The sequence below is a fragment of the Rhodococcus sp. S3 genome, assembly GCF_058211795.1.
Genome location: NZ_CM177074.1, coordinates 4,920,240 through 4,944,890, shown reverse-complemented (window position 1 = coordinate 4,944,890; position 24,651 = coordinate 4,920,240). Strand labels below are relative to the sequence as shown.

The 24,651-nt window shown below is 67.7% G+C and carries 24 protein-coding genes and 1 pseudogene; 7 read left to right on the top strand and 18 right to left on the bottom strand.

Features of this window, described 5'->3' with window-relative positions:
• Positions 1–82: 82 nt before the first annotated feature.
• The 9 genes from AC0LPE_RS22930 to AC0LPE_RS22890 all read right to left on the bottom strand — a co-directional run bounded on the left by AC0LPE_RS22930 (position 83) and on the right by AC0LPE_RS22890 (position 7,134).
• Positions 83–373 (bottom strand): GNAT family N-acetyltransferase, encoded by a 291-nt coding sequence (locus AC0LPE_RS22930; RefSeq protein WP_016693087.1) that lies wholly within the window; start codon positions 371–373, stop codon positions 83–85.
• A gap of 91 nt (positions 374–464) precedes the next feature.
• Positions 465–941: a bacterioferritin gene (gene bfr / locus AC0LPE_RS22925; protein WP_016693088.1), complete on the bottom strand. Its 477-nt coding sequence runs from the start codon at positions 939–941 to the stop codon at positions 465–467.
• Positions 942–989: 48 nt separating this feature from the next.
• Positions 990–1,187 carry a (2Fe-2S)-binding protein gene (locus AC0LPE_RS22920; protein WP_490605310.1) on the bottom strand — a complete coding sequence of 66 codons (198 nt, stop codon included), beginning with the start codon at positions 1,185–1,187 and terminating at the stop codon, positions 990–992.
• Between the two features lie 151 nt (positions 1,188–1,338).
• Positions 1,339–2,088, bottom strand: coding sequence for an AIM24 family protein (locus AC0LPE_RS22915; protein ID WP_423657750.1), 750 nt, complete (start codon positions 2,086–2,088; stop codon positions 1,339–1,341).
• Entirely contained in the window at positions 2,085–2,789 is a 705-nt protein-coding gene (locus AC0LPE_RS22910; RefSeq protein WP_145708957.1) for an AIM24 family protein, read from the bottom strand. The genes AC0LPE_RS22915 and AC0LPE_RS22910 overlap by 4 nt, the downstream gene beginning before the upstream one ends.
• 6 nt (positions 2,790–2,795) lie before the next feature.
• Positions 2,796–3,416 (bottom strand): AIM24 family protein, encoded by a 621-nt coding sequence (locus tag AC0LPE_RS22905; protein ID WP_026061324.1) that lies wholly within the window; start codon positions 3,414–3,416, stop codon positions 2,796–2,798.
• Between the two features lie 83 nt (positions 3,417–3,499).
• The gene (locus AC0LPE_RS22900) at positions 3,500–4,657 is read right to left on the bottom strand and encodes an acyl-CoA dehydrogenase family protein (protein ID WP_088899367.1); all 1,158 of its coding nucleotides are present in this window, start codon (positions 4,655–4,657) and stop codon (positions 3,500–3,502) included.
• A gap of 42 nt (positions 4,658–4,699) precedes the next feature.
• Positions 4,700–5,893 (bottom strand): acyl-CoA dehydrogenase family protein, encoded by a 1,194-nt coding sequence (locus tag AC0LPE_RS22895; protein ID WP_145708955.1) that lies wholly within the window; start codon positions 5,891–5,893, stop codon positions 4,700–4,702.
• The gene (locus AC0LPE_RS22890; RefSeq protein ID WP_490605309.1) at positions 5,890–7,134 is read right to left on the bottom strand and encodes a CoA transferase; all 1,245 of its coding nucleotides are present in this window, start codon (positions 7,132–7,134) and stop codon (positions 5,890–5,892) included. The genes AC0LPE_RS22895 and AC0LPE_RS22890 overlap by 4 nt, the downstream gene beginning before the upstream one ends.
• Before the next feature lie 300 nt (positions 7,135–7,434).
• Here AC0LPE_RS22890 and AC0LPE_RS22885 point away from each other — a divergent pair, with 300 nt between their 5' ends.
• The 4 genes from AC0LPE_RS22885 to AC0LPE_RS22870 all read left to right on the top strand — a co-directional run bounded on the left by AC0LPE_RS22885 (position 7,435) and on the right by AC0LPE_RS22870 (position 12,556).
• A complete protein-coding gene (locus AC0LPE_RS22885; protein WP_229566461.1) occupies positions 7,435–8,781 on the top strand; it encodes an MFS transporter in 1,347 nt (448 codons plus the stop codon).
• 166 nt (positions 8,782–8,947) lie between these two features.
• Positions 8,948–10,078 carry a thiolase family protein gene (locus tag AC0LPE_RS22880; protein WP_490605308.1) on the top strand — a complete coding sequence of 377 codons (1,131 nt, stop codon included), beginning with the start codon at positions 8,948–8,950 and terminating at the stop codon, positions 10,076–10,078.
• 43 nt (positions 10,079–10,121) lie between these two features.
• Entirely contained in the window at positions 10,122–10,886 is a 765-nt protein-coding gene (locus tag AC0LPE_RS22875) for an SDR family NAD(P)-dependent oxidoreductase (RefSeq protein ID WP_229566458.1), read from the top strand.
• A gap of 14 nt (positions 10,887–10,900) precedes the next feature.
• Positions 10,901–12,556 (top strand): class I adenylate-forming enzyme family protein, encoded by a 1,656-nt coding sequence (locus AC0LPE_RS22870; protein ID WP_490605307.1) that lies wholly within the window; start codon positions 10,901–10,903, stop codon positions 12,554–12,556.
• A gap of 123 nt (positions 12,557–12,679) precedes the next feature.
• On the opposite strand, the gene AC0LPE_RS22865 is transcribed toward AC0LPE_RS22870, so the two are convergent.
• Positions 12,680–13,864 carry an acyl-CoA dehydrogenase family protein gene (locus AC0LPE_RS22865; protein ID WP_490605306.1) on the bottom strand — a complete coding sequence of 395 codons (1,185 nt, stop codon included), beginning with the start codon at positions 13,862–13,864 and terminating at the stop codon, positions 12,680–12,682.
• Between the two features lie 166 nt (positions 13,865–14,030).
• Between AC0LPE_RS22865 and fabG the strand changes: the two genes are divergently transcribed.
• The 3 genes from fabG (at position 14,031) to AC0LPE_RS22850 (ending at position 17,056) form a co-directional block, all read left to right on the top strand.
• A complete protein-coding gene (fabG, locus tag AC0LPE_RS22860) occupies positions 14,031–14,771 on the top strand; it encodes a 3-oxoacyl-ACP reductase FabG (RefSeq protein WP_230825647.1) in 741 nt (246 codons plus the stop codon).
• A 40-nt stretch (positions 14,772–14,811) separates the two neighbouring features.
• Positions 14,812–16,023, top strand: a complete 1,212-nt coding sequence (locus AC0LPE_RS22855) for an acetyl-CoA C-acetyltransferase (RefSeq protein ID WP_423657761.1) — start codon at positions 14,812–14,814, stop codon at positions 16,021–16,023.
• 172 nt (positions 16,024–16,195) lie between these two features.
• Positions 16,196–17,056, top strand: coding sequence for an endonuclease domain-containing protein (locus AC0LPE_RS22850; protein WP_490605305.1), 861 nt, complete (start codon positions 16,196–16,198; stop codon positions 17,054–17,056).
• A 76-nt stretch (positions 17,057–17,132) separates the two neighbouring features.
• On the opposite strand, the pseudogene AC0LPE_RS22845 reads toward AC0LPE_RS22850, so the two are convergent.
• From AC0LPE_RS22845 to AC0LPE_RS22810, 8 genes and pseudogenes are all read right to left on the bottom strand, one after another.
• Positions 17,133–18,011: pseudogene (locus AC0LPE_RS22845) on the bottom strand (class I SAM-dependent methyltransferase).
• Positions 18,012–18,086: 75 nt separating this feature from the next.
• A complete protein-coding gene (locus tag AC0LPE_RS22840; protein WP_088899359.1) occupies positions 18,087–18,980 on the bottom strand; it encodes a LysR family transcriptional regulator in 894 nt (297 codons plus the stop codon).
• 4 nt (positions 18,981–18,984) lie between these two features.
• Complete coding sequence (locus AC0LPE_RS22835; RefSeq protein ID WP_016695798.1) at positions 18,985–19,854, bottom strand: LysR family transcriptional regulator; 870 nt, start codon at positions 19,852–19,854, stop codon at positions 18,985–18,987.
• A gap of 44 nt (positions 19,855–19,898) precedes the next feature.
• Positions 19,899–20,693 carry an enoyl-CoA hydratase/isomerase family protein gene (locus tag AC0LPE_RS22830; protein WP_490605304.1) on the bottom strand — a complete coding sequence of 265 codons (795 nt, stop codon included), beginning with the start codon at positions 20,691–20,693 and terminating at the stop codon, positions 19,899–19,901.
• Positions 20,694–20,695: 2 nt separating this feature from the next.
• A complete protein-coding gene (locus AC0LPE_RS22825; RefSeq protein WP_200359020.1) occupies positions 20,696–21,457 on the bottom strand; it encodes a crotonase/enoyl-CoA hydratase family protein in 762 nt (253 codons plus the stop codon).
• A gap of 1 nt (position 21,458) precedes the next feature.
• Positions 21,459–22,523, bottom strand: a complete 1,065-nt coding sequence (locus AC0LPE_RS22820) for an MBL fold metallo-hydrolase (RefSeq protein ID WP_490605303.1) — start codon at positions 22,521–22,523, stop codon at positions 21,459–21,461.
• Positions 22,520–24,085 (bottom strand): long-chain-fatty-acid--CoA ligase, encoded by a 1,566-nt coding sequence (locus AC0LPE_RS22815; RefSeq protein ID WP_088899357.1) that lies wholly within the window; start codon positions 24,083–24,085, stop codon positions 22,520–22,522. The genes AC0LPE_RS22820 and AC0LPE_RS22815 overlap by 4 nt, the downstream gene beginning before the upstream one ends.
• A gap of 198 nt (positions 24,086–24,283) precedes the next feature.
• Positions 24,284–24,607, bottom strand: a complete 324-nt coding sequence (locus AC0LPE_RS22810; protein WP_088899356.1) for a putative quinol monooxygenase — start codon at positions 24,605–24,607, stop codon at positions 24,284–24,286.
• Between the last annotated feature and the right edge of the window lie 44 nt (positions 24,608–24,651).

The following is a 24,651-nucleotide window of genomic DNA, read 5'->3' as shown; positions in this document are numbered from 1 at the left end:
GCACGACCCCCCCCCCCCCCCCCCCCCCCCCCCCCCCCCCCCCCCCCCCCCCCCCCCCCCCCCCCCCCGCCCGCGTGCATGTCTAGTCGGTCAGATCCCGGTAGTCCGGGTGCTTCTCGATGAACTTGTCGACGTACGAGCAGATCGCGACGATGCGCTTGCCGCGGTCGCGGACGTCGTCGAGGGCGAAACCGACGAGCTTGCCTCCGAGTCCCTGACCGGAGTAGCCCTTGTCGATCTCGGTGTGGTCGAAGACGAGGCGGCCGTCGTCGTCGGGGTGGTACTGCGTGTATCCGACGACGGCGTCGTCGTCCCGGACTTCGTACCTCTGCTTCTCGGCGTTGTGCACCACGGTCACGGACGAATCGCTCATGGTCTTCCTCTCACCGTCGACAAGCTGGTGTGTTCCACAGCATAGAGAACGGGCCGCGGCACAATGCCGCGGCCCGTTCTGCTGTGCCGGGTTATTCCGGCGGAGAGATGTGCTGGGCGAGGTACAGCGGCTCGCCGAGCTGCTCGATCAGATCGAGCTGGGTTTCGAGATAGTCGATGTGTTCTTCCTCGTCGGCGAGGATCTCCTCGAAGATGTTGGCCGAGGTGATGTCGCTGACCGAGCGCATGTACTCGGCTCCCTTGCGGAGCCGGTCGCGGGCCTCGATCTCCACCTGCAGGTCGGCTTCGAGCATCTCCTTGACGGTCTGGCCCAGACGCAACGCCCCGAGGCGCTGGTAGTTGGGGAGTCCGTCGAGATAGAGGATCCGATCGGTGAGTCTCTCGGCGTGACGCATCTCGTCGAACGACTCGTCGCGAGTGTGCTTCGCGAGTTTCGCCCATCCGCGGTTGTCCTGCATCTTCGAATGCAGGAAGTACTGATTGATCGCGGTGAGCTCGGCGGTGAGTTGTTCGTTGAGCAACTCGATGACCTTCTTGTCGCCCTTCATGGCACCTCCCGGGGTGAACCATCAGGTTTACCGCCGGGTAGGGGCTGGCTACACGGCGGTCTCGAGTTCGATCGTCTCATTCCGCTCGCGGGCCTGCCGGATGATCGCCGAGATGTTCCGGACGCAACTGCCACAATCGGTGCCGGCGCGGCACTTGGCGCTCACCTCGCGGGTACACCGTGCTCCCGCAGTCACCTCTGCCTCGATGTGGTGGTGGGTAAGAGCGTGGCAACTGCAGACGATCATCAGAGCCACCTTTCTGCGACTGAGGAAACACTCACTTAGGTTGTCCAAACCTTACATCGGCTTAGGCTAACCTAGCTTGTGATCGTAGTCACAGAAAAGGGGACCCGGATCCGTGTTATACCCAGGTCTGTCCCAGGGTGTGCTACTGCAGCTACTGCTGTTGCAGGTGTTGCGATACCACCTGGTTGATCCGGCGCAAACCGGGCGAGGTGAGGCCGGGGATCTGGTTCTCGATCGTGCGCACCAGCGACGAATCGTCGAGAACCTTCTCACTCGACTGGATCAGGACGGTGCCGGCACCCGTGAAATCGAACTGTCGCTCCTCACCCGACTGCACACCGAAACGACGTGCCCCCGCCGAGACGAAACCGGTGATCCACGATTCGTCGTAGTGATGACTGGGGGACGGGCAGTCGGCCCAGCCGACGAGCGCCTCGGGATCGACCCGCAGCGGCGGCTCGGCGAACATCACCGGCCCGTTCGACGACGCGAGGAAGCGACCCGTACCGATGAGGGTGAGGAAGCCCGGGACGATCGACTGGTTGAGCGACAGGCCCGGTTCGAAGGCCAGCAGATTGGCCTGCCGGATCGTGAGGTTGCCGTCGTCGAGGTCGTACGAATTGATGTCGTATCCGCGGTCACCGATGATCAGTTTCCCGAAGCCCTCCGCCACGACGTAGTCGCCGAGATAGAGCGGAGCGGAGAACTGCTGGGCCACCATGTGCAGCAGATGTCCCTGCAACCCGTGGGTGAGCGCCGAGAACTGCACCTGGCCGTAGTACGCGATCATCGCGCCCTTCGACAGGAACCAGGGCGTCTGCAGGTCGATGCAGTAGGCGTAGGGGTTGCCCGGCACGTTGTCGCTGCCGCCGAAGCTCGACGGGTTCAGAACGGTACTCACAGCTTCTCCTCCGATGCCTGCACGTAGACGATGCCCTGTCCGCTGCATTCGAGTTGCATGGCCTCCCCGCCGGTGCGACCGACGTTCCGCCAGCTCATCGACGACTTCAGTTCGGTGCGGACCGGGCCGTAGGACGCCACGAACGCCTGTGGGTCGACGACCACCGGCGTCGGGCCGCCCACCTGGAGTTCGAACACGCCACCGTGGGCGAGCAGCACTGCCGCACCCTGGCCGGTCAGCTGGGTGGTGAACATGCCGGTGCCGGTCATCGCGCCGGTGGCGGCGCCGCGCAGTGCCCCGAGCAGACCACCGCCGCCCCCGCCACCACCGGAGGCCGCGGCCACCGAGACGACCGTGGACTGCAGACCGGTGGTGTGGGCGAGCAGACGCGACGCCTCCACCCGCAGCTCGCCGCCCGCGGACATGTCGACGATGTGCGTCTCGAGACCGCGGAAGCCGTAGTGCACGACGCCGTCGCCCTGCGCCAGCATCGTGGCCTCGTGCTCACCCTGCAGCATGCGTCCCGCCATGCCGGCGAGACCACCGAGACCGGGAGCGCCCCCGACGCCACCGGGAACACCGTGGGGGGAGAACCGGACGTTGCCGGTGTAGAACAGCATCGCGCCGCGGCGGGCCACGACGGGACCGGACTGCCGCAGGTCGACGCGCACGACCTTGCCGTTGATCTTCGTGAAGCTCATCTGTTCCTACCGTTCCGCCGGCTGGATGGAGACCACGCCCACGCCGTCCCACTTCAGGGAGAACGCCTCGCCGCTGCCCTGGCCGATGGCCGAGCGCCACGATACGTCGGTGACGAACGACTGCGTGAGCTGCCCCTTCGCACACACGAAGGCGTCGGGATCGACGACGAGGGGATACTGCGGCGACACCTCGAGATGGATGAGCGGGCCCCCGGCCGAGAGCAGCGCGACCTGCCCGGTCCCCGTCACCGTCGTGGTGAACAGACCCTGGCCGCTCATGCCGCCGCGCAGGCCCGCGAACGTCACGTTCGTGTTCAGGTTCCCGCTCAGCGCCAGCAGCTGCTCGGACTCGACCTGCAGGGTCTCGTTGTTCAGCTCCAGCACCGTGACGTCCTGCGCCTGGTGCGCGAAGTAGACGACGCCCGTGCCGCTGCACTCCATGAGCGAGAGCCCCTCGCCCGTCGCGCGCTGCCGGAGCCCGGCGAGAACACCCTCACCGCCACCGAAACCGGCGGACTTGAAACCGACCTGCCCCTCGTACGCCACCATCGACCCCGACAGGGCGCGGACGGACGAATTGCTCAGGTGGGCTTCGATCACCCTCTTGGTCTTCACGACTAGCCGCATGGCGGGAAACGATAGTCGGAAACGACTTCGGTGGAGCAGACCCCGGATAGCGGGGCCTACTCCACCGAAGAACTACAGAAGACCTACAGTCCCAGATCCTTGGCGATGATCGTCTTCATGACCTCGTTGGTGCCGCCGTAGATGCGGGTCACGCGGGTGTCGGCGTAGAGGCGGGCGATGGGGTACTCGGTGATGTAGCCGTAGCCGCCGTGCAGCTGCAGGCACTTGTCGATGATGCGGCCGGCGGCCTCCGTCGCGAACAGCTTCGCGCGGGCGGCGTCGGGCACCGTCAGTTCGTCACGGTCGTTGAGCTCGATCGCGTTGTCGACCATGATCTGCATGGCCTGCAGTTCGGTCGAGCACTCGGCGAGCACGAACTTGGTGTTCTGGAAGGACGCGACCGGCTTGCCGAAGACCTTGCGGTCCTTGGTGTATGCGATGGCGTGCTGGATCGCCGCGGCCGCGGTGGCGGCAGCGCCGAACGCGATGGTGAGACGCTCCTGCGCGAGGTTCTGCGTCAGGTACGAGAACGCCTCGCCCTCCTTGCCGAGCAGATCGGCGACCGGCACCTTCACGTCGTCGAACGACAGCTCGGCGGTGTCCGAGGTCTTGAGGCCGATCTTGTGGAGCTTGCGCCCGACGGCGAAGCCCTCGCTCCTGGTGTCCACCACCAGGATCGACAGGCCACCGCGGCGGTCCTCGGGGTTGTACGGCGAGGTGCGGGCCACGACGAGGATGCGGTCGGCGAGAGCACCGCCGGTGATGAACGTCTTGGCGCCGTTGAGGACGTAGTGGCTGCCGTCCTCCGAGAGCTTCGCGGTGGTCGCGATGTTGGCGAGATCGGAACCGGTACCCGGCTCGGTCATCGCGATCGCGAACATCAGCTCACCCGAGGCGAACCCGGGGAGCCAGCGCTGCTTCTGCTCCTCGGTGGCGTTCTGCATGATGTACGGCAGGATCAGGTTCGAGTGCACCGACGACGAACCGAACGACACACCGGCCGCCGACGCCTCCTCGGCGAGGATCACGTTGAACTTCAGCGACGTCTCGCCGCCTCCGCCGTACTCCTCGGGAACCTGGATGCCGAGGAGTCCGAGTTCGCCCATGCGGTTGTAGAACTCGCGCGGAGGATGACCGGCCTCTTCCCACTCGGGGTAGACGGGCACGACCTCCTTCGCGATGAAGTCGCGGACGGTCTGCCGGAACGCCTCGTGATCCTCGTTGTACAGCGTGCGCTTCACGCGTTGTCCTTCCAGGGATGGATGTGATTGTGGGGGTGGACCTTACAGCGCGTAGCTGCGCAGCACACCCTTGCTGATGATCGTCTTCTGGATCTCGCTGGTGCCCTCACCGATGAGCAGGAAGGGAGCCTCGCGCATGAGGCGCTCGATCTCGTACTCCTTCGAGTAGCCGTAGCCGCCGTGGATGCGGAAGCTGGCCTGGGTGACCTCGGAGCAGTACTCGCTGGTGAGGTACTTGGCCATACCGGCAGCGACGTCGTTGCGCTCACCGGAGTCCTTCAGGCGCGCGGCGTTGACCATCATCAGGTGGGCGGCCTCGACCTTGGTGGCCATCTCCGCGAGGGAGAACGAGATCGCCTGGTGCTGGGCGATGGGCTTGCCGAAGGTGGTGCGCTGCTGGGCGTAACGAGCGGCGAGCTCGAATGCGCGGATCGCGACACCGCACGCGCGGGCCGAGACGTTGACGCGGCCGACCTCGACGCCGTCCATCATCTGGAAGAAGCCCTTGCCGGGCTCGCCGCCGAGGATCGAATCGGCCGAGGCCTTGTAGTTGTCGAAGACGAGCTCGGTGGTGTCGATGCCCTTGTACCCCATCTTGTCGATCTTGCCGGGGATGGTGACACCCGGGACGACCTCACCGAAGCCGGCGGGCTTCTCGATCAGGAACGCCGTGAGGTTCTTGTGCGCCTTGTCGGAGCCTTCCTCGGTCTTGACCAGGGCGGCGACGAGAGTGGAGCTGCCACCGTTGGTCAGCCACATCTTCTGGCCGTTGATGACATAGTTGCCGTCGGCGTCGCGCTTGGCCTTGGTGCGGATGGCGGCGACGTCGGAGCCGAGTTCGGGCTCGGACATCGAGAACGCGCCGCGGACCTCACCGGTGGCCATGCGGGGCAGGTAGTACTGCTTCTGCTCCTCGGTGCCGTGCTGGCGGATCATGTACGCGACGATGAAGTGCGTGTTGATGACGCCGGAGACGCTCATCCAGCCGCGGGCGAGTTCCTCGACGCACAGCGCGTAGGTCAGCAGCGACTCGCCGAGTCCGCCGTACTCCTCGGGGATCATCAGCCCGAACAGTCCCATCTCGCGCATCTGGTCGACGATGGCCTGCGGGTAGGTGTCCGAGTGCTCGAGTTCCTGAGCGTTCGGGATGATCTCGCGGTCGACGAAGGTGCGGACCGTGTCGAGGATCTCGGACTGGAATTCCGTCAGACCGAGGGTCTGGGCGAGGCGGGTCATGCGTGCTCTTTCTGGGAGGTGCGGATGGTGCCGGAAGCTGCGAGGGCGTCGATCTCGTCGTCGGTCAGCCCGAGATGTTCGGTGAGCACCTCGGCGGTGTCGTCACCGTTGGCCGGCGCGGGGCGGACCTCGGGGTACCGGCCGTCGAAGGACATCGGGGTGCTCGGGGCGTGGTAGTTGCCGATGCGCGGCTGGTCGAGCTTGTGGAACATCGGATTGTCGGTCACGCGCGGATCGGCGGCGAGTTCGGCGAAGGTGCGGTAGCGCTCGTGCAGGACGGACGTGCCGCCCAGTGCCTTCTCGACCTCGTCGGCGGTGTGGCGCGAGAACCAGGCGCCGAACAAGCTGTTGAGCACGTGGCGGTGCTCGAAGCGGGTGCCCTCGTCGCGGAAGTCGACGCCCAGGGCGGATTCGAGTGCGGCCACGGCCTCGGCGGTGCCGGTGAGCTCGGTGAGGTCGCGGAAGTGCCGCGGCGTGAGCGCGACGAGCATGAAGCGTGCGCCGTCGCTGGTGGCGAAGTCGGCGCCGTAGGTGCCGTAGACGGAGTTGCCGACCTTCTCCCGGACGGGACGGCCGAGCTGGGCCTCGGCGATGTAACCGAGGTTGCCGACGGTCGCGAACGCGACGTCCTCGAGCGGGAGCACGACTTTCGTTCCGGCACCGGTGATCTCGCGGCGGTAGACAGCCGAGGCGACCGACAGGGCCGCGTACAGGCCGCACGAGACGTCCCAGGCGGGCAGCACGTGGTTGACCGGGGTCGACACGTTCTCGGCGCCGGTGACCTGCGGGAAGCCGGCGGCCGCGTTGACGGTGTAGTCGACGGCGCCGGTACCGTCGGCGCGGCCGAGGACCTGCACGTGGATCAGGTCGGGGCGGATCGTGGCGAGCTCGTCGTAGTCGAGCCACGAGCGACCGGCAGCGTTGGTGACCAGCACCCCGGCGTCGATGATCAGGTCGCGGATCAGGTTCTGCGCCTCCGGGTTACGGAAATCCGCCGCGAACGACCGCTTGCCCTTGTTCAGGCCGGCCCAGTAGATCGACTCGTTGTCGTCGGTGACCGGCCAGCGGCGGTAGTCGGCAGCGCCGCCGATCGGGTCGACCCGGATCACGTCGGCACCGAGGGCGGCGAGGGTCATGCCGCACAGCGGTGCGGCCACGAAGCTGGACACCTCGACCACGCGCACTCCCGCGAGGGGCGCAGTGGACGAGGGCAGCTCGTCGGTGGAAGCGGTGGAGTTCATGCTGGCTCGCTCGTCGTCGCAGATTGTTTCGGGCACAGTCAGCATGCCCAGGTTTCGCCGCCGGGAACAGCACCGATCGGCTATCGCTCGGTTAGCGCAGACCAATACTCGATGAGGCCTCAATCTGCCTTGTGATGGGTCATAGGTTTCAGTGATCGATTCGTTCGCCTTCCGCTCTTTGCGTCAGGTGACATGGCTCACGTTCAATGCATGCAGACGCCAGGCGTGACGTTCTTCCGACAACGACATGCAGATTGTTCGTAAGTCGGCTATCCCGCTCGAGTTCTGAAGGGACTCCCAGTGACCACAGGCGAAATCGCGCACGACAAGCCGGCAACCGCCGGCGGACCCAGCGGGCCGGCGACCGGTTCGACACCTCTCGTGACCCCCGGCCGCGCGTGGAGCATGACCGGTCTGGTCATCTTCCTCTACGTCGTCAACTACGCCGACAAGGCCGTCCTCGGCATTATCGCCCAGCCTCTGGCGCGTGAGCTCGGCATGAGCTCCTCCCAGATCGGCCTGGTCGGTTCGCTGTTCTTCGTCACATTCACCGTCGGCGGATTCTTCGCCGGGCCGCTGAACAAGTACTTGACCCTCCGCTGGGCCCTGCTGGCTCTCGGCCTGATCTGGTCGGTGGTCATGCTGCCGCTGGTCGTCAGCGCGAGTTTCACGATGCTGGTGGTCACTCGCATGCTGCTCGGTCTCGCCGAAGGACCGAGCTCGGCTCTCATGCACACCGCCGCGTACTCGTGGCACCCGCCGGCCAAGCGCGGTCTGCCCGGCGCATTCCTGGCCGGTTCCGCCTCGGTCGCCAAGATCGCCCTCGCTCCCGTCCTGACCTTCATCACCGTCGAGTGGGGCTGGCGTGCCGCGCTGATCTCGCTGTCGATCCTCGGTGCGGTCTGGATGGGCTTCTGGCTCCTCGGCTGGAAGGAAGGCCCCTACACGACCAAGGCGGTCAAGGGCGCCGAAACCTCCGCTTCCGCCGCGCAGACCGAGCCGTCCGTGCCGTGGCGCAAGATCTTCCTCACCCGCACGTTCGTCAGCTGCGCGATCCTGATCATGGTCGTCTACGCGCTCACCACCGTCGTCCTGACCTGGCTGCCGTCCTACTTCGAGGTCGGCCTCGGCTACAGCGCCCTGCAGGCCGGCTCGATGTTCGCCCTGCCGTCCATCATCGGCCTGTTCCTCATGATCAGCTCGGGTACGGTCACCGACCGTCTCAGCGCCAAGGGTTACCGTTCGCGGGTCGTCCGCATCATCGTGCCCGCCGTCGGCGTGCTCATCTGCGGTGCCATCCTGGTCTTCCTCCCGTCCATCGGTACGCCGGCCCTCGCCGTCGCGGTCGTCTCCATCGGCTACGGCTTCGGTGCCATCGCGTTCCCGCTGATCAACGCCGCGATCTCCGAGCTGTGCCCGCCGCAGCAGACCGCCGGCACGATGGGTGTCTTCCTCGCCCTGATGGCCGTCGGCGGCCTCGTCGCCCCCTACGGCACGGGTGTCCTCGTCGACAACGCCGCCACTGCGGCGGAGGGCTACGCAACGGCCTTCCAGGTCATCGGTGCACTCGGTGCGCTCGCCGCGATCCTGGTCCTGTTCCTGGCGAACCCGGAGCGTGACCGCAAGATCATCCGGGCTGCGGCCTGACCAGTTCGGCATAGCTTCCGCCTAACGGACGCTTCCGCCGAAAGACTTTCCCCTACCGGCCGGGTGCATGGTCTCCTCGAATGTGAGGACCACCACCCGGCCGGTCGTCGTTTCCCACCACGGTTGCCCGGCAACCGTGTCCCGCAACAGCAAAGGACCGATTCGCATGCGCGATGCCGTGATCGTCGACGCCGTCCGTTCCCCCATCGGACGTCGCGGTGGTGCACTGTCCGAGATCCATCCCGTCAACCTGTCCGCACACATGCTGACCGTACTGGCCGAGCGGACCGGCCTCGATCCCGCCACGATCGACGACGTCCAGTGGGGTTGCGTGAGCCAGGTCGGCGACCAGGCCGGAATCGTCTCGCGCAGCGCCGTGTTCGCGGCCGGATGGCCGGTCACCGTGCCCGCCACCACCATCAACCGGGCGTGCGGATCGAGCCAGCAGGCCGTGTCCTTCGCCGCCGCGACCGTCATCTCCGGTCAGAACGACGTCGTGATCGCCGGTGGTGTCGAGTCCATGAGCCGCGTGCCGATGGGCAGCGCCAGCAAGGACGGCCAGCACTTCCCGCAGAACGTGCTCGACCGCTTCGAGGTCGGCGGCTTCAGCCAGGGCATCGGCGCCGAGATGATCGCCGAGAAGTGGGGCTTCTCCCGCACTCAGCTCGACGAGTACGCGCTGCGCTCGCACGAGTTGTCCGCAGCCGCCACCGACGCAGGTGCGTTCACCGGTCAGATCGCCCCGGTCGGCGACTTCGCCACCGACGAGGGCATCCGCCGCGGCGGCACCGTCGAGTCGCTCGCCAAGCTCAAGACCGTCTTCAAGGAGGACGGCGTGATCCACGCCGGCAACTCCTCGCAGATCTCCGACGGCGCCGGCGCCCTGCTCATCACCACCAGCGAATACGCCGCGGCGCAGGGCTGGACCCCGCTCGCCCGCATCCACACCGCCGTCGTCGCCGCCGACGACCCGGTCGTCATGCTCACCGGCCCCATCCCCGCCACCGAGAAGGCCCTGAAGCGTTCCGGTCTGTCCATCGACGACATCGGTGCCTTCGAGATCAACGAAGCGTTCGCACCGGTGCCGCTCGCATGGCAGGTCGAGACCGGTGCGAAGCCCGACCGCCTCAACCCGCTCGGCGGCGCGATCGGTGTCGGCCACCCCCTCGGCGGCTCCGGCGCGATCCTCATGACCCGCCTCGTGCACCACATGCGCGACAACGGCATCCGCTACGGCCTGCAGTCGATGTGCGAGGCCGGCGGCATGGCCAACGCCACCATCCTCGAGCTTCTCTGATCCCGCTCATTCCCCAAGCTGCTACGAATCCGAAGGAAACACTATGGAACTCAAGGGTCTGTCCGTTGCCGTCACCGGTGGAGCGTCCGGTCTCGGTCTCGCCACGGCACGTCGCGTCCTGGCTGCCGGCGGCAACGTCACCCTCATCGACCTTCCCGGCTCGAACGGTGAGGAGATCGCCAAGGAACTCGGCGACGGCGTCGTCTTCGCGCCGGGTGACGTGACCGATTCGGAGCAGTTCGCTGCGGCTCTCGACGTCGCGCACGAGCGCGGCGGCCTGCGCGGTGTCGTGCATTGCGCCGGCGCCGGACGCAAGATGCGTGTCCTCGACAAGGAGGGCAAGGCCGGTTCGCTCGAGGACTTCGAGTTCGTGATCCGTCTCAACCTCATCGGCTCGTTCAACGCGCTGCGCCTCGGTGCCGAGCGCATGGCCGAACTCGATCTCATCGAGGACGAGCGTGGCGCCGTGGTCATGACGGCCTCCGTCGCGGCTTTCGAGGGCCAGATCGGCCAGATCAACTACTCGGCGTCCAAGGCCGGCATCGTCGGCATGACGATCGTCGCCGCACGCGACCTCGCCAGCAAGGGCATCCGCGTCAACACCATCGCCCCCGGCATCATGGACACCCCGCTGCTCGCCCGCCTGCGCGAGGACGTCCGCAAGTCGCTCGAGGCGACCGTGCCCAACCCGTCGCGTCTGGGCCGACCCGACGAGTTCGGTCAGCTGGCCACGAACATCCTCGAGAACGGCTACATCAACGGCGAGACCATCCGCCTCGACGGCGCCATCCGTATGGCACCGCGGTGAGCCGGGCGTCGACCATGACCTCGGCTTCCGACCTCGCACAGCGCAGGCTGTCGTATCCGGCGACGACGATGGCGGTGTGGGCACCGAGCCTCGCCGCCGTCTACGGCGATCGTCCCGCGGTGATCGACGGCGACCGGGTGCTCACCTACAACGACCTCGACGCACGCTCGGCGCAGTTCGCCGGCGTGCTGCACGAGGCCGGGGTGCGGGCCCGCGACGTGGTGCTCCTGCACCTCGGTAACTGCGTCGAGTTCCACATCGCCTATTACGGCGCGCTCCGCGTCGGAGCGGCGGTCACGCTCGTGAATCCGCTGCAGCCCGAACCGGGGCTGCGCCGGCAGATCGAGGAGACCTCCGCGGCCGCGGCGGTCACCGGTTCCGCGCAGGCCGAGACGCTGTTCCGGGCTGCGGAGGGAACAAGTGTCCGGTTGATCGCGGTCGTCTCCGACGAGGCTGTCACGGCACCGGGTGCCGTGCACTTCGGCGATGCGCTCGAAGGGCGCCCGGAGACCTTCGAACCCGTCGTCACCGGTCCGGACGACATCGCGCACATCGCGTACACCGGTGGCACGACAGGTATTTCGAAGGGCGTCCGGGTCCTGCACCGCAACGTCGTCGGCAACGTCACGCAGATGTGCGCGTGGCGCGCGGGGCACCAGCTGGTCGCCGACGTCGACGGGCGGATCTCGCTCGAGCCGATCGACGACCTGAAGATCGCCGGTGCGGTCCCGGGCCAGGGTTCGACGATCGTGGTGTCGCCGCTGTTCCACGCGCACGCGCTGATCAACACGTCGTTCCTGCTCGCGTGCGGCCTGACCCAGGTCCTCGCGGGTCGCTTCGATCCGGCTCGCATGCTCGAACTGATCGAGCGGTACGAGGCCAGCTACATCACCGGCAGCCCGGCGATGTGGCATGCTCTCGCCACGCATCCCGACGTCGAGACCCGCGACCTGTCCACCGTGCGGGTCGTCTCGTCCGGTGCCGCACCGATCGACCATGTGACCCTCGAGAACCTCGAGCGCGCCTTCCCCAACGCGCGCATCGCGGAGGGCTACGGGCTCACCGAGGGCACCTGTGTCGTCACGGCCATGCCGCTCGTCGTCGACTCGGAGTACCGCCTCGGCAGCGTCGGCCTTCCGGTCTTCGACACCGAACTCGAGATCCGGTCGCAGCTCGATCCGGGCGTCGTCCTCCCCGACGGGGAGCGCGGCGAACTGTGGATCCGCGGACCGCAGGTCACCGACGGATATCTCGGACACCCCGAGATCACTGCCGAGCAGTACGTCGACGGCTGGCTCGCCACCGGCGACATCGCCTACCGCGATGCCGACGGATTCGTGTACATCGCCGACCGGGCGAAGGACATGTTGATCTACAAGGGCTACAACGTGTATCCGCGTGAGCTCGAGGAGATCCTGGTGACCCACCCGAAGGTGTCCACCGCGGCGGTCGTCGGCCGGGAGGCGGGCGCGATCGGTCAGGAGCCGGTCGCCTTCGTCGTCCCCGTCGTCGGTGAGGAGCCCGACGCGGAGGAACTGAAGGCGTTCGTCGCCGAACGTGTCCTGCCGTACAAGAAGATTCGCGAGGTCGTGGTGGTCGAGGCTCTCCCGACCTCTGCCGCGGGCAAGATCCTCAAGACGGATCTGCGTTCGCGTCTGACGGTTTCCTGACACCGCACGAAGAATCCCCGGCATCGAATGACGGGGGATTCTTCGTATGCGGTGGAAGGCGATTCGAGAGAATCGCTTCGGGCGCGGTTCCGGATGTACCCGTTCCGGAACCGCGCCCGAAGATCAGGAGTTCTTCTTCTGTTCCTGCTTGACGAGTCCGCCGCCGATGATCAGACGCTGGATCTCGCTGGTGCCCTCGTACAGGCGCAGCAGACGCACGTCGCGGTAGATCCGCTCGACGGCGACCTCACGCATGTAGCCGCTGCCGCCGTGGATCTGCACCGCGAGATCGGCGACCTTGCCGACCATCTCGGTGCAGAACAGCTTCGCCACCGACGGCGCGATGCGGCGGTCGGTCTCCTCGACCCACGCCTTCGCGGCGTCGCGGACCAGGGCGCGCCCGGCCATCACACCGGTCTGCTGATCGGCGATCATCGCCTGCACCAACTGGAAGTTGCCGATCGGGGTGCCGCCCTGGGTCACCGCGGCCGCATAGGCCACCGATTCGTCGAGCGCACGCTGGGCCTGACCGACCGACAGTGCGGCGATGTGCACGCGACCGCGGGCGAGCGAGACCATCGCGGCCTTGTAGCCGACGTCCTCGCTGCCACCGACGAGCGCGGAGTTCGACACCCGCACCCCGTCGAAGTGCACATCGGCGGTCCAGGCGCCTTCCTGGCCCATCTTCGCGTCCTTGTTGCCCACCGTCAGACCGGGGGTGTCGGCGGGGACGAGGAAGACCGCGATGCCGGTGCCGTTCTCGTCCGCGGGGCGGGTGCGGGCGAAGACGACGAACAGGTTCGCCAGCGGCGCGTTGGTGATGAAACGCTTCTCTCCGGTGATGACCCAGTCGTCGCCGTCGCGCACGGCCTTGGTGCGCAGACCGGACGGATTCGAGCCCGCACCGGGTTCGGTCAACGCGAAGGAGGCGACGACCTCGCCGGAGGCGATGCCCTCGAGCCACTGCTTCTTCTGCTCGTCGGTGCCGAAGTTCACCAGCACCTGGCCGGCGATGCCGTTGTTGGTGCCGAACATCGAGCGCAGCGACAGGGTCGTGTAACCCAGCTCCATCGCGAGTTCCGCGTCCTGCTGCAGATTCAGGCCGAGGCCGCCCCACTCCTGCGGGATGGCGTAACCGAACAGGCCCATGTCCTTCGCGGCCTGGCGGATGTCCTCGGGAATCGCATTGGTCTCGGCGATCTCCTGCTCGCGCGGCACGACCACGTTGCGCACGAACGCGCGGGTCTGCGCGAGGATTTCGCGGAAGTCGTCTTCGTCGACCTCGGGGGCCGGGATGGAGAGTGTCATGTCTACAACCTTCGTGCGGCCGCCGGGAGGTGTCCAATACGAATGGCGCCATTCCCGTATAGGCATTGTCGATGGATCGAGGCCGTTCCGCGGGCCGGATCGCCGTTATATTCGGAGCATCGACTTGTCTGGGGGCCGTCCCGAGCCCCGCCGAAAGGAATCGTAGATGTCTCTGTTGGAGAACCGCACTGCCGTGATCACCGGTGGCGCTCAGGGAATCGGCTTCGCCATCGCGCAGGAGTTCGTCGGCGCCGGCGCCCGCGTCGTGATCGGCGACCTCGACCTCGCTGCCGCCACCGCCGCCGCCGAGAAGCTCGGTGGCCGCGACGTGGCCCGGGCCGTGCGCGCCAACGTCGTCGAGTCCGCCGACTGGGACACCCTCCTCGCCGAGGCCGTCGACGGTTTCGGTTCGCTCGACGTGGTGGTCAACAACGCCGGTATCACCCGCGACGCGACCATGCGCACGATGACCGAAGAGGACTTCGACCTGGTCATCTCGGTGCATCTGAAGGGCACCTGGCACGGCACCCGCAAGGCCGCCGCGATCATGCGTGAGGCCAAGCGCGGCGCGATCGTCAACATCTCCTCGCTGTCCGGCAAGGTCGGCATGGTCGGCCAGACCAACTACTCCGCCGCCAAGGCGGGCATCGTCGGCCTGACCAAGGCCGCCGCCAAGGAGATGGCGCACCACGGCGTTCGGGTCAACGCGATCCAGCCCGGCCTGATCCGCTCGGCGATGACCGAGGCCATGCCGCAGAAGGCATGGGACCAGAAGATGGCCGAGATCCCCATGGGCCGCCCCGGCGAGGTCGACGAGATCGCCTCCGTCGCACTGTTCCTCGCATCCGATATGTCCTCCTACATGACCGGCACCGTCCTCGAGGTCACCGGCGGCCGCTTCATGTGACGGTTCGTCCGTCACCTCACTCTCTTCCCGAAAGGTCATCATGCGCGAAGTAGTCATCTGCGAGCCGGTCCGTACCCCGATCGGCCGCTACGGCGGAATGTTCAAGTCCCTCACCGCAGTCGATCTCGGTGTCGCGGCACTGAAGGGTCTGCTCGAGCGCACGGGTGTTGCGCCCGAACAGGTTCAGGACGTCATCCTCGGCCACTGCAACGGCAACAGCGAGGCTCCGGCCATCGGCCGCGTCGTCGCCCTCGACGCCGGTCTGCCGATCACGGTGCCCGGCATGCACATCGACCGCCGCTGCGGTTCGGGTCTGCAGGCCGTCATCCAGGCCGCCTTCCAGGTCGGTAACGGCGACCACGATCTCGTCGTCGCCGGTGGCACCGAGTCGATGAGCAACGCGGCGTTCTACTCCACCGACATCCGCTGGGGCGGCGCCCGCACCGGCGTGCAGATGCACGACGGTCTGGTCCGCGCCCGCTCGACCGCCGGTGGCCGCTTCTATCCGGTGCCCGGCGGCATGATCGAGACGGCGGAGAACCTGCGTCGCGAGTACTCGATTTCCCGCGACGAGCAGGACCAGCTCGCCCTGAACTCGCACCTGCGTGCCGTCGAGGCCCAGAAGAACGGCATCCTCGCCGAGGAGATCATCCCCGTCACGGTGAGCAGCCGTAAGGGCGACGAGGTCATCGACACCGACGAGCACCCGCGTCCCGACATCAGCCTGGAGACCCTCGCCAAGCTGAAGCCGATCATGGGCAAGCAGGACCCCGAGGCCACCGTCACCGCCGGCAACGCCAGCGGCCAGAACGACGCCGCGTCGATGGCGATCGTCACCACCCCGGAGAAGGCCGCAGAGCTGGGCCTGACCCCGCTGGTGCGGTTCGTCTCGTGGGGCGTCGCGGGTGTCCAGCCCAAGATCATGGGCATCGGTCCCGTGCCGGCCACCGAGGTCGCCCTCGCCAAGGCGGGCATCACCCTCGCCGACGTCGACCTCATCGAGCTCAACGAGGCGTTCGCCGCGCAGGCCCTCGCCGTGACCCGCGAGTGGAAGTTCGGCAAGGCCGACTTCGAGCGCACCAACGTCCACGGCTCCGGCATCTCGCTCGGCCACCCGGTCGGCGCGACCGGCGGACGCATGCTCGCCACCCTTGCCCGCGAGCTGCACCGTCGCGAGGCCCGCTACGGCCTCGAGACCATGTGCATCGGCGGCGGCCAGGGTCTGGCAGCGATCTTCGAGCGCGTCGCGTAAACAGACAGCTCCCGGTTCGGGGAGGTTGTGTCCGGTTTTCTCGAAAAACCCGGACACAGCCTCCCCGAGCTTCTTTCGTCGCAGGTGACGGCCTGGGGATAACGTCCGAGCTTGTCCACAACCGGCCTCCACGCGGCGCCCGGACGGGAGTCGCGCCGGGCATGCTCGGCGCGTGATCGACTTCGACGAACCGTTCTCGGGACGTGCGGCACTCGCTGCCGGCGTCGTCACGCGGCATCGACTCGCGCGCGACTTCGTCCACCTCCACCGCGACGTCTACATCCGACGAGGAATCCCGGCGACCCCGCTGCTGCGCGCGAAGGCGGCATGGTTGTGGTCGCAGGGCCGCGGCGTCCTCGCGGGAGTCTCCGCCGCTGCCGTGCACGGCACCCGGTGGCTCGACCCGGATGCGGCGGCCGAACTCGTCCGCTCCGATCACGTCCGATCGGTGCCGGGCATCTCGGTCCGCCGCGCCCCGAAGCTCGACACCTGCCTGGTCGACGGGATGGTCGCGACCACACCGGCGCAGACGGCCTTCGATCTCGCCCGACGAATGCCGCTCGACCGCGCCGTCGAAACGATCGACGCACTCTGCAACGCGACCGGCCTGAAGGTGCGTGAGATCGAGGAACCGACGACGAGGAGCAAGGGCGCACACGGCATCGGTGCCGTGCCGCGGGTGCTCGCCCTCGTCGACGGTGGAGCTGCGTCACCGCCCGAGACCCACACGCGTCTGCTCCTCGTCCGTGCCGGTCTCCCGCCGCCGGAGACCCAGATCGAGATCTTCGTCGGCGGCGCGTTCGTGGCGCGAGCCGACATGGGATGGAAGCAGTGGCGGGTCCTCGTGGAGTACGACGGCGTGCAGCACTGGACCGACCCCACCCAGCGCACCCGCGACATCGACCGGTACGCGGTGCTGCCCGAACTGGGGTGGACGGTCATCCGGGTCGGTGCCGACCTCCTCTACCGGCGGCCCGACGCCTTCGTCGAACGGGTGCGTCGTGCTCTGGGAGCGGCCGGTGCGCCCGTCTGAGCAGGACTTCGGGGAGGTTGCGTGCGTGTTTTTCGAGAAACGCGACCACAACCTCCCCGAAGTTCCGAAGGCAACGCTATCCGGTGCGGAGGAGATAGAAGCGGAAGAAGCCGAAGTCCTCGATGGGGAGCACGTCGACCCCGGTGAAACCGGCGTCGAGGGCGTAGCGACGCAGGGTCGCGGGACGCATGACGGTGCCCGTCGCGGCGCTCGGTGAGTGGCTCATACCGTCGGGGAGGCAGATGGTGAGGCTGTAGCCGTACATGAGCCGTTCGACGTCGTCGCCGGGCGCGGTGAAGGTGTCGGCGACCGCTTCGTCCAGGACGATCATGAACCCGCCGGGTGCGAGCGAACGCCGCACGGCGGCCAGCACCTCGACCGGTTGCGGCATGTCGTGGACGCACTCGAACGCGAAGGCCGCGTGGAAGTTTCCACCGGGCAGTTCGGACGCGTCGCACTGCGTGAACGTGACGCGCTGCGCCACATCGGTATTCTCCGCGAGGTTCGACCGGGCCATCTCGACCGACGGGGCGTCGATGTCGAAGCCCTGCACCGTCGCATCCGGATAGGTGCGCGCGATCGTGATCGTCGACCATCAGGCCGCCGCCACCGGCGCCCTGTACGCCAGGTTGCGCGGATCGGTGAGCACCTCGCGACCGGCCGACGACAGAGCGAAGCGTGGGGGATCACCGTCGTCGACGTCGAGCAGACCGGTCACGGCCTGCTGCTCGAGCCACTCCCGGGTGTACCGCGGGTGGGTCCCGGTGCGTTCGGCCAGTTCGTCGGCCGTCGCAGGTCCGTCGTCGGCGAGGCTTCGGTACCAGCCGAGACGGTCACCGATCAGGATCGTGAGGGTGTCCATGGTGCCGAGGACGGAATCGAGGACGCGCTGCGCGTAGGCGTCGACGGAGTCGAGATGGGTGGAGGAACTCGTCGAAGTGGACATACCGATCATCTCCCGAGGGCGGAAGTGGACGTCGTCCCCACTTTCGTCGCGCCGGGATCCCCGGATGTCACCGCATCAGCGGACTCATTCGGTCGCGTCGGACTCCTCGGACGACCGCACGAAGTCGACGAAAGCGCGTCCGGCCTTCGACAGCGAGGCCGGGTCGAACACCAGCCCGTACGACTGCGCGAAGGTCGGCTCGCACGGGCGGACCACCGCTACGTCCTGCGCCGATTCGGCGAGGGACCGTTCGACGAACGATCCGCCCAGACCGGCGAGCACCATCGGCAGGCGGGCCTCGCGATGGTCGGTGAGCACGGAGATGGGGCGGCGCACCTCGGCCTGTCGCATCGCGTAGTCGATCGCGTCGCTCACGGAGCCACCGCCGCGCGGCACGAAGACCATCGGGATGTCGGGGAGCTCGGCCAAGGACAGCGGCCCGGGCGGCAGGTCGGTGCCGGGGGGATAGGCGAGCCAGTATTCGGTCTGTCCGAGCTCGATGATCTCGAGACCCACCTCGTCCTCGACGGGCAGGTGGGTGACGACGAACTCGCAGTGACCGTCGTGGATGACCGACGCGGTGAACTCCTCCGCACGCAGATCACCGAGTCGCGCGGTGACCTTGGGATGGAGGCGACGGAACTCGGAGACCAGGTCGACGATCGGGCCGGTCGCCAAGGCGGGGAAGACCATCAGATCCAGGCGACCCGTGACCTCGGTCGTCGACACGGTGAGCAGCTCCTCCACCGCGTTCACATCACGGAGGATCTGCCGGCTCGGGCCGATCAGCGCCTTACCCGCCGCAGTGAGCACCATGCCGCGCCCGATGCGGTGGAACAGCTGCACACCCAGCTCGCGCTCGAGGCTGCGCAGCGCCTGGGAGACGGTGGGCTGGGCGACGCCGAGCTCGGCGGCCGCGCCGTTGATGCCGTCGTTCTCGACGACGGCGAGGAAGTACTCGACCTGACGGAACTCCATGTCGTCACGCTTCCCAGGGGGTGCCGGTGGTGGTCGCCACGAATGCGGCGGCAGCGGGGGACAGATCGCCGGGTCGCATCACCAGCCCGACGGGACGTCGGAACGGTGGGTCCAGCGGCCGGACGACCGCACCGGGGATCTGCTTCTCGGCGACGCGACGCGGAACGATCGTCCCGGCGGTGCCACGCTCGACGAACTGCCACAGGGCGGCCTGGTTGGCGCAGTCGACGACGACGTTCTGCTCGCCGAGCAGTTCACCGGTGCGCGCGGCACTCGCGCGGGAGCCGAGGTCGAGGACCAGCGGGAAGTCGCGGACCTGTGCCCGGGTGACGGGGTCGGGCACGTCGGCGGCGAGGTCGGGGTGCAGCGCGAGCACCATCTCCTGCTCGAGGACCGGGACGGTGATCATGCCGGCGTGCTCGACCGACAGGTCGGTGATGCCGATCTCCGCCTCGCCGCGGCGCAGCGCCGCATGCACTCCGGGAGGTCCTTCGGCGTCGTTCACCCGCACGGTCAGGTTGGGGTAGCGCTGACGGAAGCGCTGGACGAACTCGATGACGGGGTGGATCGAGAACGTCGCGAAGGTGACGATCTCGACGCGGCCGGCCTCGAGGTCGCGCACCGCCGCGACCTTCTGTTTCGCCCGCTCGACGTCGGCCAGGATGCGGCGCGCGGCGACCTCGAGGACGCGGCCGTCCTCGGTGAGGGTGAGCCGTCGGCCGGTGCGGTCGAACAGGGTCGTGTCGAGGCGTCGTTCGAGGGTGCGGATGGCCTGCGACAACGACGGCTGCGAAATATAGAGTGCCTGAGCAGCTTTCGTGATCCCGCCGTGGTCGACGACGGCCACGAAATAGGTCACGAGGTGCAAGTCCACCCGATTATCGTAGGTGACACCCCGAATCGTCCCGCACGTAACCGTCAGGAAGGGGTGTCGACCGGGCGCGGTACCCGCCATCCGCCGGTGAACGACGGCTCGCGTTTCTCGACGAACGCGCGCATCGCATCGGGGGCGTCGGTGGCGTGGTTGACCGCCTGCGAGCGGGCCTCGTTCTCGAGTGCCTCGCGCAGCGTGAGCGACGAACCCTGCTCGAGCATCCGCGCCGACATGCTCACCGCGACCGGCGGGGCCGCTGCCAGCCGCGCGGCCAGTTCGGCGGCGCGACCGGCGAGGGCGTCGGGCTCGACGAGCTCGGTCACCAGGCCCAAGCCGTACGCTTCCTCGGCGCTCACGATGTCGGCGAGCATGACCAGACGCTTCGCCTGGTGCAGTCCGACGAGGCGCGGCAGGATCCACGACCCGCCGAAGTCGACCGACAGTCCGCGTCGCGTGAAGATCTGGCTGAACTTCGCCGTGCGGGAGGCGACGACGACGTCGCACAGCAGCGCCATGTTCCATCCGGCGCCCACCGCATACCCCTCGACCTGCGCGACCAGCGGTTTGGAGAACTCCGCGACGGCGAGCGCCGTCTCGTTGATCTCCCGCATACGGTCGAGGGGATGGGTGGAGTCGCGCCGCTCCATGTCGGCACCAGTGCAGAAGTCACCACCGGCGCCGGTGAGGATCACGGCGCGGACGGAATCGTCGTGCTGGAGCGCACCGAACGTCTCACGCAACGACCGCCACGCCTCGACCGTCATCGCGTTCTTGCGCTCCGGTCGACTCAGCGTGATCGTGGCGACCGAGCCGTCCTGCGCGACCAGAACGTCCGACATTCCTACTCGCCCTTCCAGACCGGTGCGCGCTTCTCGGCGAACGCCCGGGCGCCTTCCTTGGCGTCGGCCGACGCGAAGACCGGGTCGATGAACTTGCGCTGCGCGACGAAGGCATCGGGGTCGGTGTAGTTGGCGGCCATCGCGACGACCTGCTTGGTGGCCTTGACGGCGAGGGGGCCGTTCGCCGCGACGCGGGCGGCGAGTTCCTTTGCCACCGTGAGTGCTTCACCGGGCTCGGTGACGCGGTTGACCAGGCCGTGCTGGTGGGCGACCTCGGCGGTGAGCGGGTCACCGGTGATGGCCAGTTCCATCGCGAGCGGGTAGGGCAGGATCTTCGGCAGGCGCAGCAGGCCGCCGGCCGCCGCCGCGAGTCCGCGCTTGACCTCGGGGATACCGAACTTCGCTTCGCGCGACGCGACGATCAGGTCGGCGGACAGGGCGAGCTCGCATCCACCGGCCAGGGCCCAGCCCTCGACTGCGGCGATGAGCGGCTTGCTCGGCGGTGCCTCGGTGAGGCCACCGAAACCGCGGCCGGGGATCGACGGGCGCTCCCCGCGTGCGAACGCCTTCAGATCCATTCCGGCGCAGAACGTTCCGCCGGAACCGGTGAGGATGCCGATGGTCAGGTCGGGGCGTGCCTCGAACTCGTCGATGGCCGCGGCCAACGCCTCCGAGACCTCCAGGTTCACGGCGTTCTTGGCCTCGGGGCGGTTGAGGGTGAACACCGCGACGCCGTCGGCGAATTCGGTGAGGACAACGCTCATGTCAGTTTTCCTTCGTATGGGTCGGAGTGGAGAGAGTCCAGTGGGCGGGAGTTCCACCGTCGGAACGGATGTCGCCTCTATCGGCGAGAACGAGCAGATGGGCCTGGGTTTCGCGGACGGCGAGTCGCTGCAGCCGGGGATCCATCACATCGATAGGACGCGACCACGTGACGCGGGTCGTGATCTCCCACGCCGTCGACTCGGGCCTGGACGCGACGGCATCGCGGATTTCGTGGAGACGGACCTCGTGGTGGTCCATGAGTTGGCGTGCGCGTTCGGTGACTCCGCGGAACCGGTACTCGTGGGCGGGCAGCACCTCGCAGTCCGGCAGAGCCGTCGTCGCATGCAGCGACAGCAGATAGCGGTGCAACGGGTCGCCCAGTTCGCCGGGGCCGGAGGAGATGTTGGGGCTGATGCGCGGAAGCATGTGGTCGCCGCTGAACAGCAGGTCGCGGTCGCGGTCGACGAAGGCGAGGTGACCGGGCGTGTGGCCCGGCGTCCACACCGCTTCGATGTTCCACCCGGGAAGGTCCAGTCGATCACCGTGGGCGAGAACGATATCGGCGCTCTCCCCCTGGGGGAAACGGATGAGTTCGAAGCGGGCGGCCTCGACGACCTCGGGCGGTGCGCCGAGCCCGGTGAGGTCCACGCGCCAAGCTTCCTTGTCAGTGGCGACGTCCTCCGGGGTGAAGTGTCCGAGGGCTGCGGCGTCGGCGGCGTGCATCGCGATGACGGCGCCGGTCGTCTCCTTCAGGCGGGGTGCCAGGCCGAAATGGTCGGGATGCAGGTGGGTGATCGCCGCGTAGCGCACGTCGGTGATGTGGTGGCCGGTCGTGACGACACCGGCGACGAGGGTGTCCCACGACTCCTCGGTGTCCATGCCGAGGTCGATCAGGGCGAGGCCGTCGTCGAGTGCGAGTGCGTACGAGAGTACGTACCGCAGTGGGTTCTTCGGCATCGGGACCGGGATCGACCACAGTCCTGGACGCACTTCTTCGACGGGCGGCAGTACTCCGGCGGCCCATGCTTCGCGCTGGACGGTGCCGAGGTGCTCGGTGACGATCACGGCGTCGTTCCCTCCTGCACGGGAGCGAACTCGTTGCGCAGTGTGCGCTTGAGGATCTTTCCGCTCGCGTTGCGGGGCAGTTCGTCGACGAAGTGGATGTGGCGGGGTTTCTTGTAGGACGCGAGTCGCTCCACCGTGAACTGGAGGAGTTCGTCCTCGGTCGGGCGGGATGCGCCCGGTGCGACCCGCACGACGGCGGTGACGGCCTCGCCCCAACGGTCGTCGGGCACACCGACGACGGCGACCTCGGCGACGGCCGGGTGTTCGGACAGGACGGATTCGACCTCGATCGGGTAGACGTTCTCGCCACCCGAGATAATCATGTCCTTCACGCGATCGGTGACGAAGAGATAGCCGTCGGAGTCGATGTGTCCGGCGTCGCCGGTGCGCAGGAAACCGTCGGCCGTGAACAGGGCCGCGTTCTCGGCGTCGCGACGCCAGTAACCCGACGTGTTGTTCCGCGAGCGGCAGACGATCTCGCCCGTCTGCCCGCCGGGAAGCGGTTCGCCCGTGGCGATGTCGCGGATCTCGACCTCGACGCCGGGGAGCGGGCTGCCGGCCGAACGCAACAGGTAGGAGCGGGATCCGTGCGGGTCGTGGTCGTCGGCGCGCAGGGCGGTGAGGGCACCCATCGTCTCGGTCATGCCGTAGCGCTGCACGAAGCGGCAGCCGAGGGTGTCCATGGCGCGGGCGAGCTGGGTGGGCGTGATGGGGGAGGCGCCGTAGGCCACCAAGCGGAGCGTCGACAGGTCGTGATCCGACAGGTCGGGCATCTCGACGAGCATGTTGATCACCGACGGCACGAGGAAGGCGTGGGTGATGCCGTGCTCGGAGATGGCTGCCGCCACGAGGTTCGGGCGCATCTCGCCGAGCAGCACCAGGTGCAGACCCGCCGACAGGGTCGTGCTCATCCAGCCGGCACCGGCGATGTGGAACAGGGGCAGCGCGTCGAGGGACACCGAGTCCTCGGTGAACTCGTACAACGCGAAGTTCCGCGGTTCGTTGAACAGGTTGTGATGCGTCGCCACAACACCTTTGGGGCGACCGGTGGTGCCCGAGGTGTAGAGCTGCAGCACCTCGGTCCGCGGGTCGTCGCCGAATCCGGGGTCGATGTCGTCACCGGAGGCGACGAAGTCCTCCCACGACCGTGCGCCGGGCACGGTGGAGGCGTCGCCCACCACGACGATCTGTGCCTCGGGCAGGACTGCGGCGGCCGCGCGGGCGGATGCGGCGAACTCGTCCTCGACGATCAGGACGTCGAGCTGCGCGTCGTCGGCGATGTCGGCGATCTCGCCCGGATTCAGACGCCAGTTGAGCGGGGTGAAGACCAGCCCGGCCTTGGCGCAGCCGACGAACGAGGCCGCACCGGGCAGGCCCATGCGCAGCAGCGCACCGATACGCTTGGACGTCGCCGGAACGGTCGCGAGTGCCGAGGCGACCCGGTTGGTGAGCGCGTCGAACTCGGAGTAGGTGAGTGTCGTTCCGCCGGAGCTGACCGCCGCACGATCCGGATGTTCGACTGCCAGCTGCCGGATTCGGTTGGGAAGGTGCAACTCGCTCACATCACGCTCCTGATCGACACGGCCGGCGCGCGGACATGCCGTCCACGCCGGTCCAGTCGATCACGACCGTGACTGCTGCCACAAAGACCTGCGGCCGCACGAAACGTTAGGACAAACCTATGGGCGCACATCGAGACCTACGTCGCATGCGGGATCCGGCGGGAATCTCGCGCACGACGTCGGTCTCGACGCAGTCGATCAGTCGATCTGCAGTTCACCCATCCGGGCCCACTCGGTGCCCGGGATCTCCGTGTTCAGGATGCGCGGGGTCTCGCTCAGCGCCGGCCGCATCGCGTCGAGTCCCTTGCGGAAGTGATCGGACTTCACGTGCTCGGCTCCGGCGTCGCCGTCGCGGAACGCCTCGACGAGAACGTACTCGGACGGATCGTCCACGCTGCGCGACCAGTCGAACCACAGGTTCCCGGGTTCGCCTCGCGTCGCCTCGGTGAACTCCGCGGTGGTCTCGAGCCAACTGTCCTGGTACTCGGGCTTCACCTTGAAACGGACCACGATGAAGATCATCTTGCCTCCGGTCGGTAGATGTTGGAGGGACGGATCGTCCCTTC

What these genes read in the sequence shown, in the direction of transcription:
- AC0LPE_RS22825 (WP_200359020.1), bottom strand. Translation starts at nt 21,457, where the DNA reads ATGAGCGTTGTCCTCACCGAATTCGCCGACGGCGTCGCGGTGTTCACC.
- AC0LPE_RS22890 (WP_490605309.1), bottom strand. Translation starts at nt 7,134, where the DNA reads ATGAACTCCACCGCTTCCACCGACGAGCTGCCCTCGTCCACTGCGCCC.
- AC0LPE_RS22810 (WP_088899356.1), bottom strand. Translation starts at nt 24,607, where the DNA reads ATGATCTTCATCGTGGTCCGTTTCAAGGTGAAGCCCGAGTACCAGGAC.
- AC0LPE_RS22870 (WP_490605307.1), top strand. Translation starts at nt 10,901, where the DNA reads ATGACCTCGGCTTCCGACCTCGCACAGCGCAGGCTGTCGTATCCGGCG.
- AC0LPE_RS22930 (WP_016693087.1), bottom strand. Translation starts at nt 373, where the DNA reads ATGAGCGATTCGTCCGTGACCGTGGTGCACAACGCCGAGAAGCAGAGG.
- AC0LPE_RS22905 (WP_026061324.1), bottom strand. Translation starts at nt 3,416, where the DNA reads ATGCGGCTAGTCGTGAAGACCAAGAGGGTGATCGAAGCCCACCTGAGC.
- AC0LPE_RS22830 (WP_490605304.1), bottom strand. Translation starts at nt 20,693, where the DNA reads ATGTCGGACGTTCTGGTCGCGCAGGACGGCTCGGTCGCCACGATCACG.
- AC0LPE_RS22855 (WP_423657761.1), top strand. Translation starts at nt 14,812, where the DNA reads ATGCGCGAAGTAGTCATCTGCGAGCCGGTCCGTACCCCGATCGGCCGC.
- AC0LPE_RS22840 (WP_088899359.1), bottom strand. Translation starts at nt 18,980, where the DNA reads ATGGAGTTCCGTCAGGTCGAGTACTTCCTCGCCGTCGTCGAGAACGAC.
- AC0LPE_RS22880 (WP_490605308.1), top strand. Translation starts at nt 8,948, where the DNA reads ATGCGCGATGCCGTGATCGTCGACGCCGTCCGTTCCCCCATCGGACGT.
- AC0LPE_RS22910 (WP_145708957.1), bottom strand. Translation starts at nt 2,789, where the DNA reads ATGAGCTTCACGAAGATCAACGGCAAGGTCGTGCGCGTCGACCTGCGG.
- bfr (WP_016693088.1), bottom strand. Translation starts at nt 941, where the DNA reads ATGAAGGGCGACAAGAAGGTCATCGAGTTGCTCAACGAACAACTCACC.
- AC0LPE_RS22875 (WP_229566458.1), top strand. Translation starts at nt 10,122, where the DNA reads ATGGAACTCAAGGGTCTGTCCGTTGCCGTCACCGGTGGAGCGTCCGGT.
- AC0LPE_RS22865 (WP_490605306.1), bottom strand. Translation starts at nt 13,864, where the DNA reads ATGACACTCTCCATCCCGGCCCCCGAGGTCGACGAAGACGACTTCCGC.
- AC0LPE_RS22895 (WP_145708955.1), bottom strand. Translation starts at nt 5,893, where the DNA reads ATGACCCGCCTCGCCCAGACCCTCGGTCTGACGGAATTCCAGTCCGAG.
- AC0LPE_RS22920 (WP_490605310.1), bottom strand. Translation starts at nt 1,187, where the DNA reads ATGATCGTCTGCAGTTGCCACGCTCTTACCCACCACCACATCGAGGCA.
- fabG (WP_230825647.1), top strand. Translation starts at nt 14,031, where the DNA reads ATGTCTCTGTTGGAGAACCGCACTGCCGTGATCACCGGTGGCGCTCAG.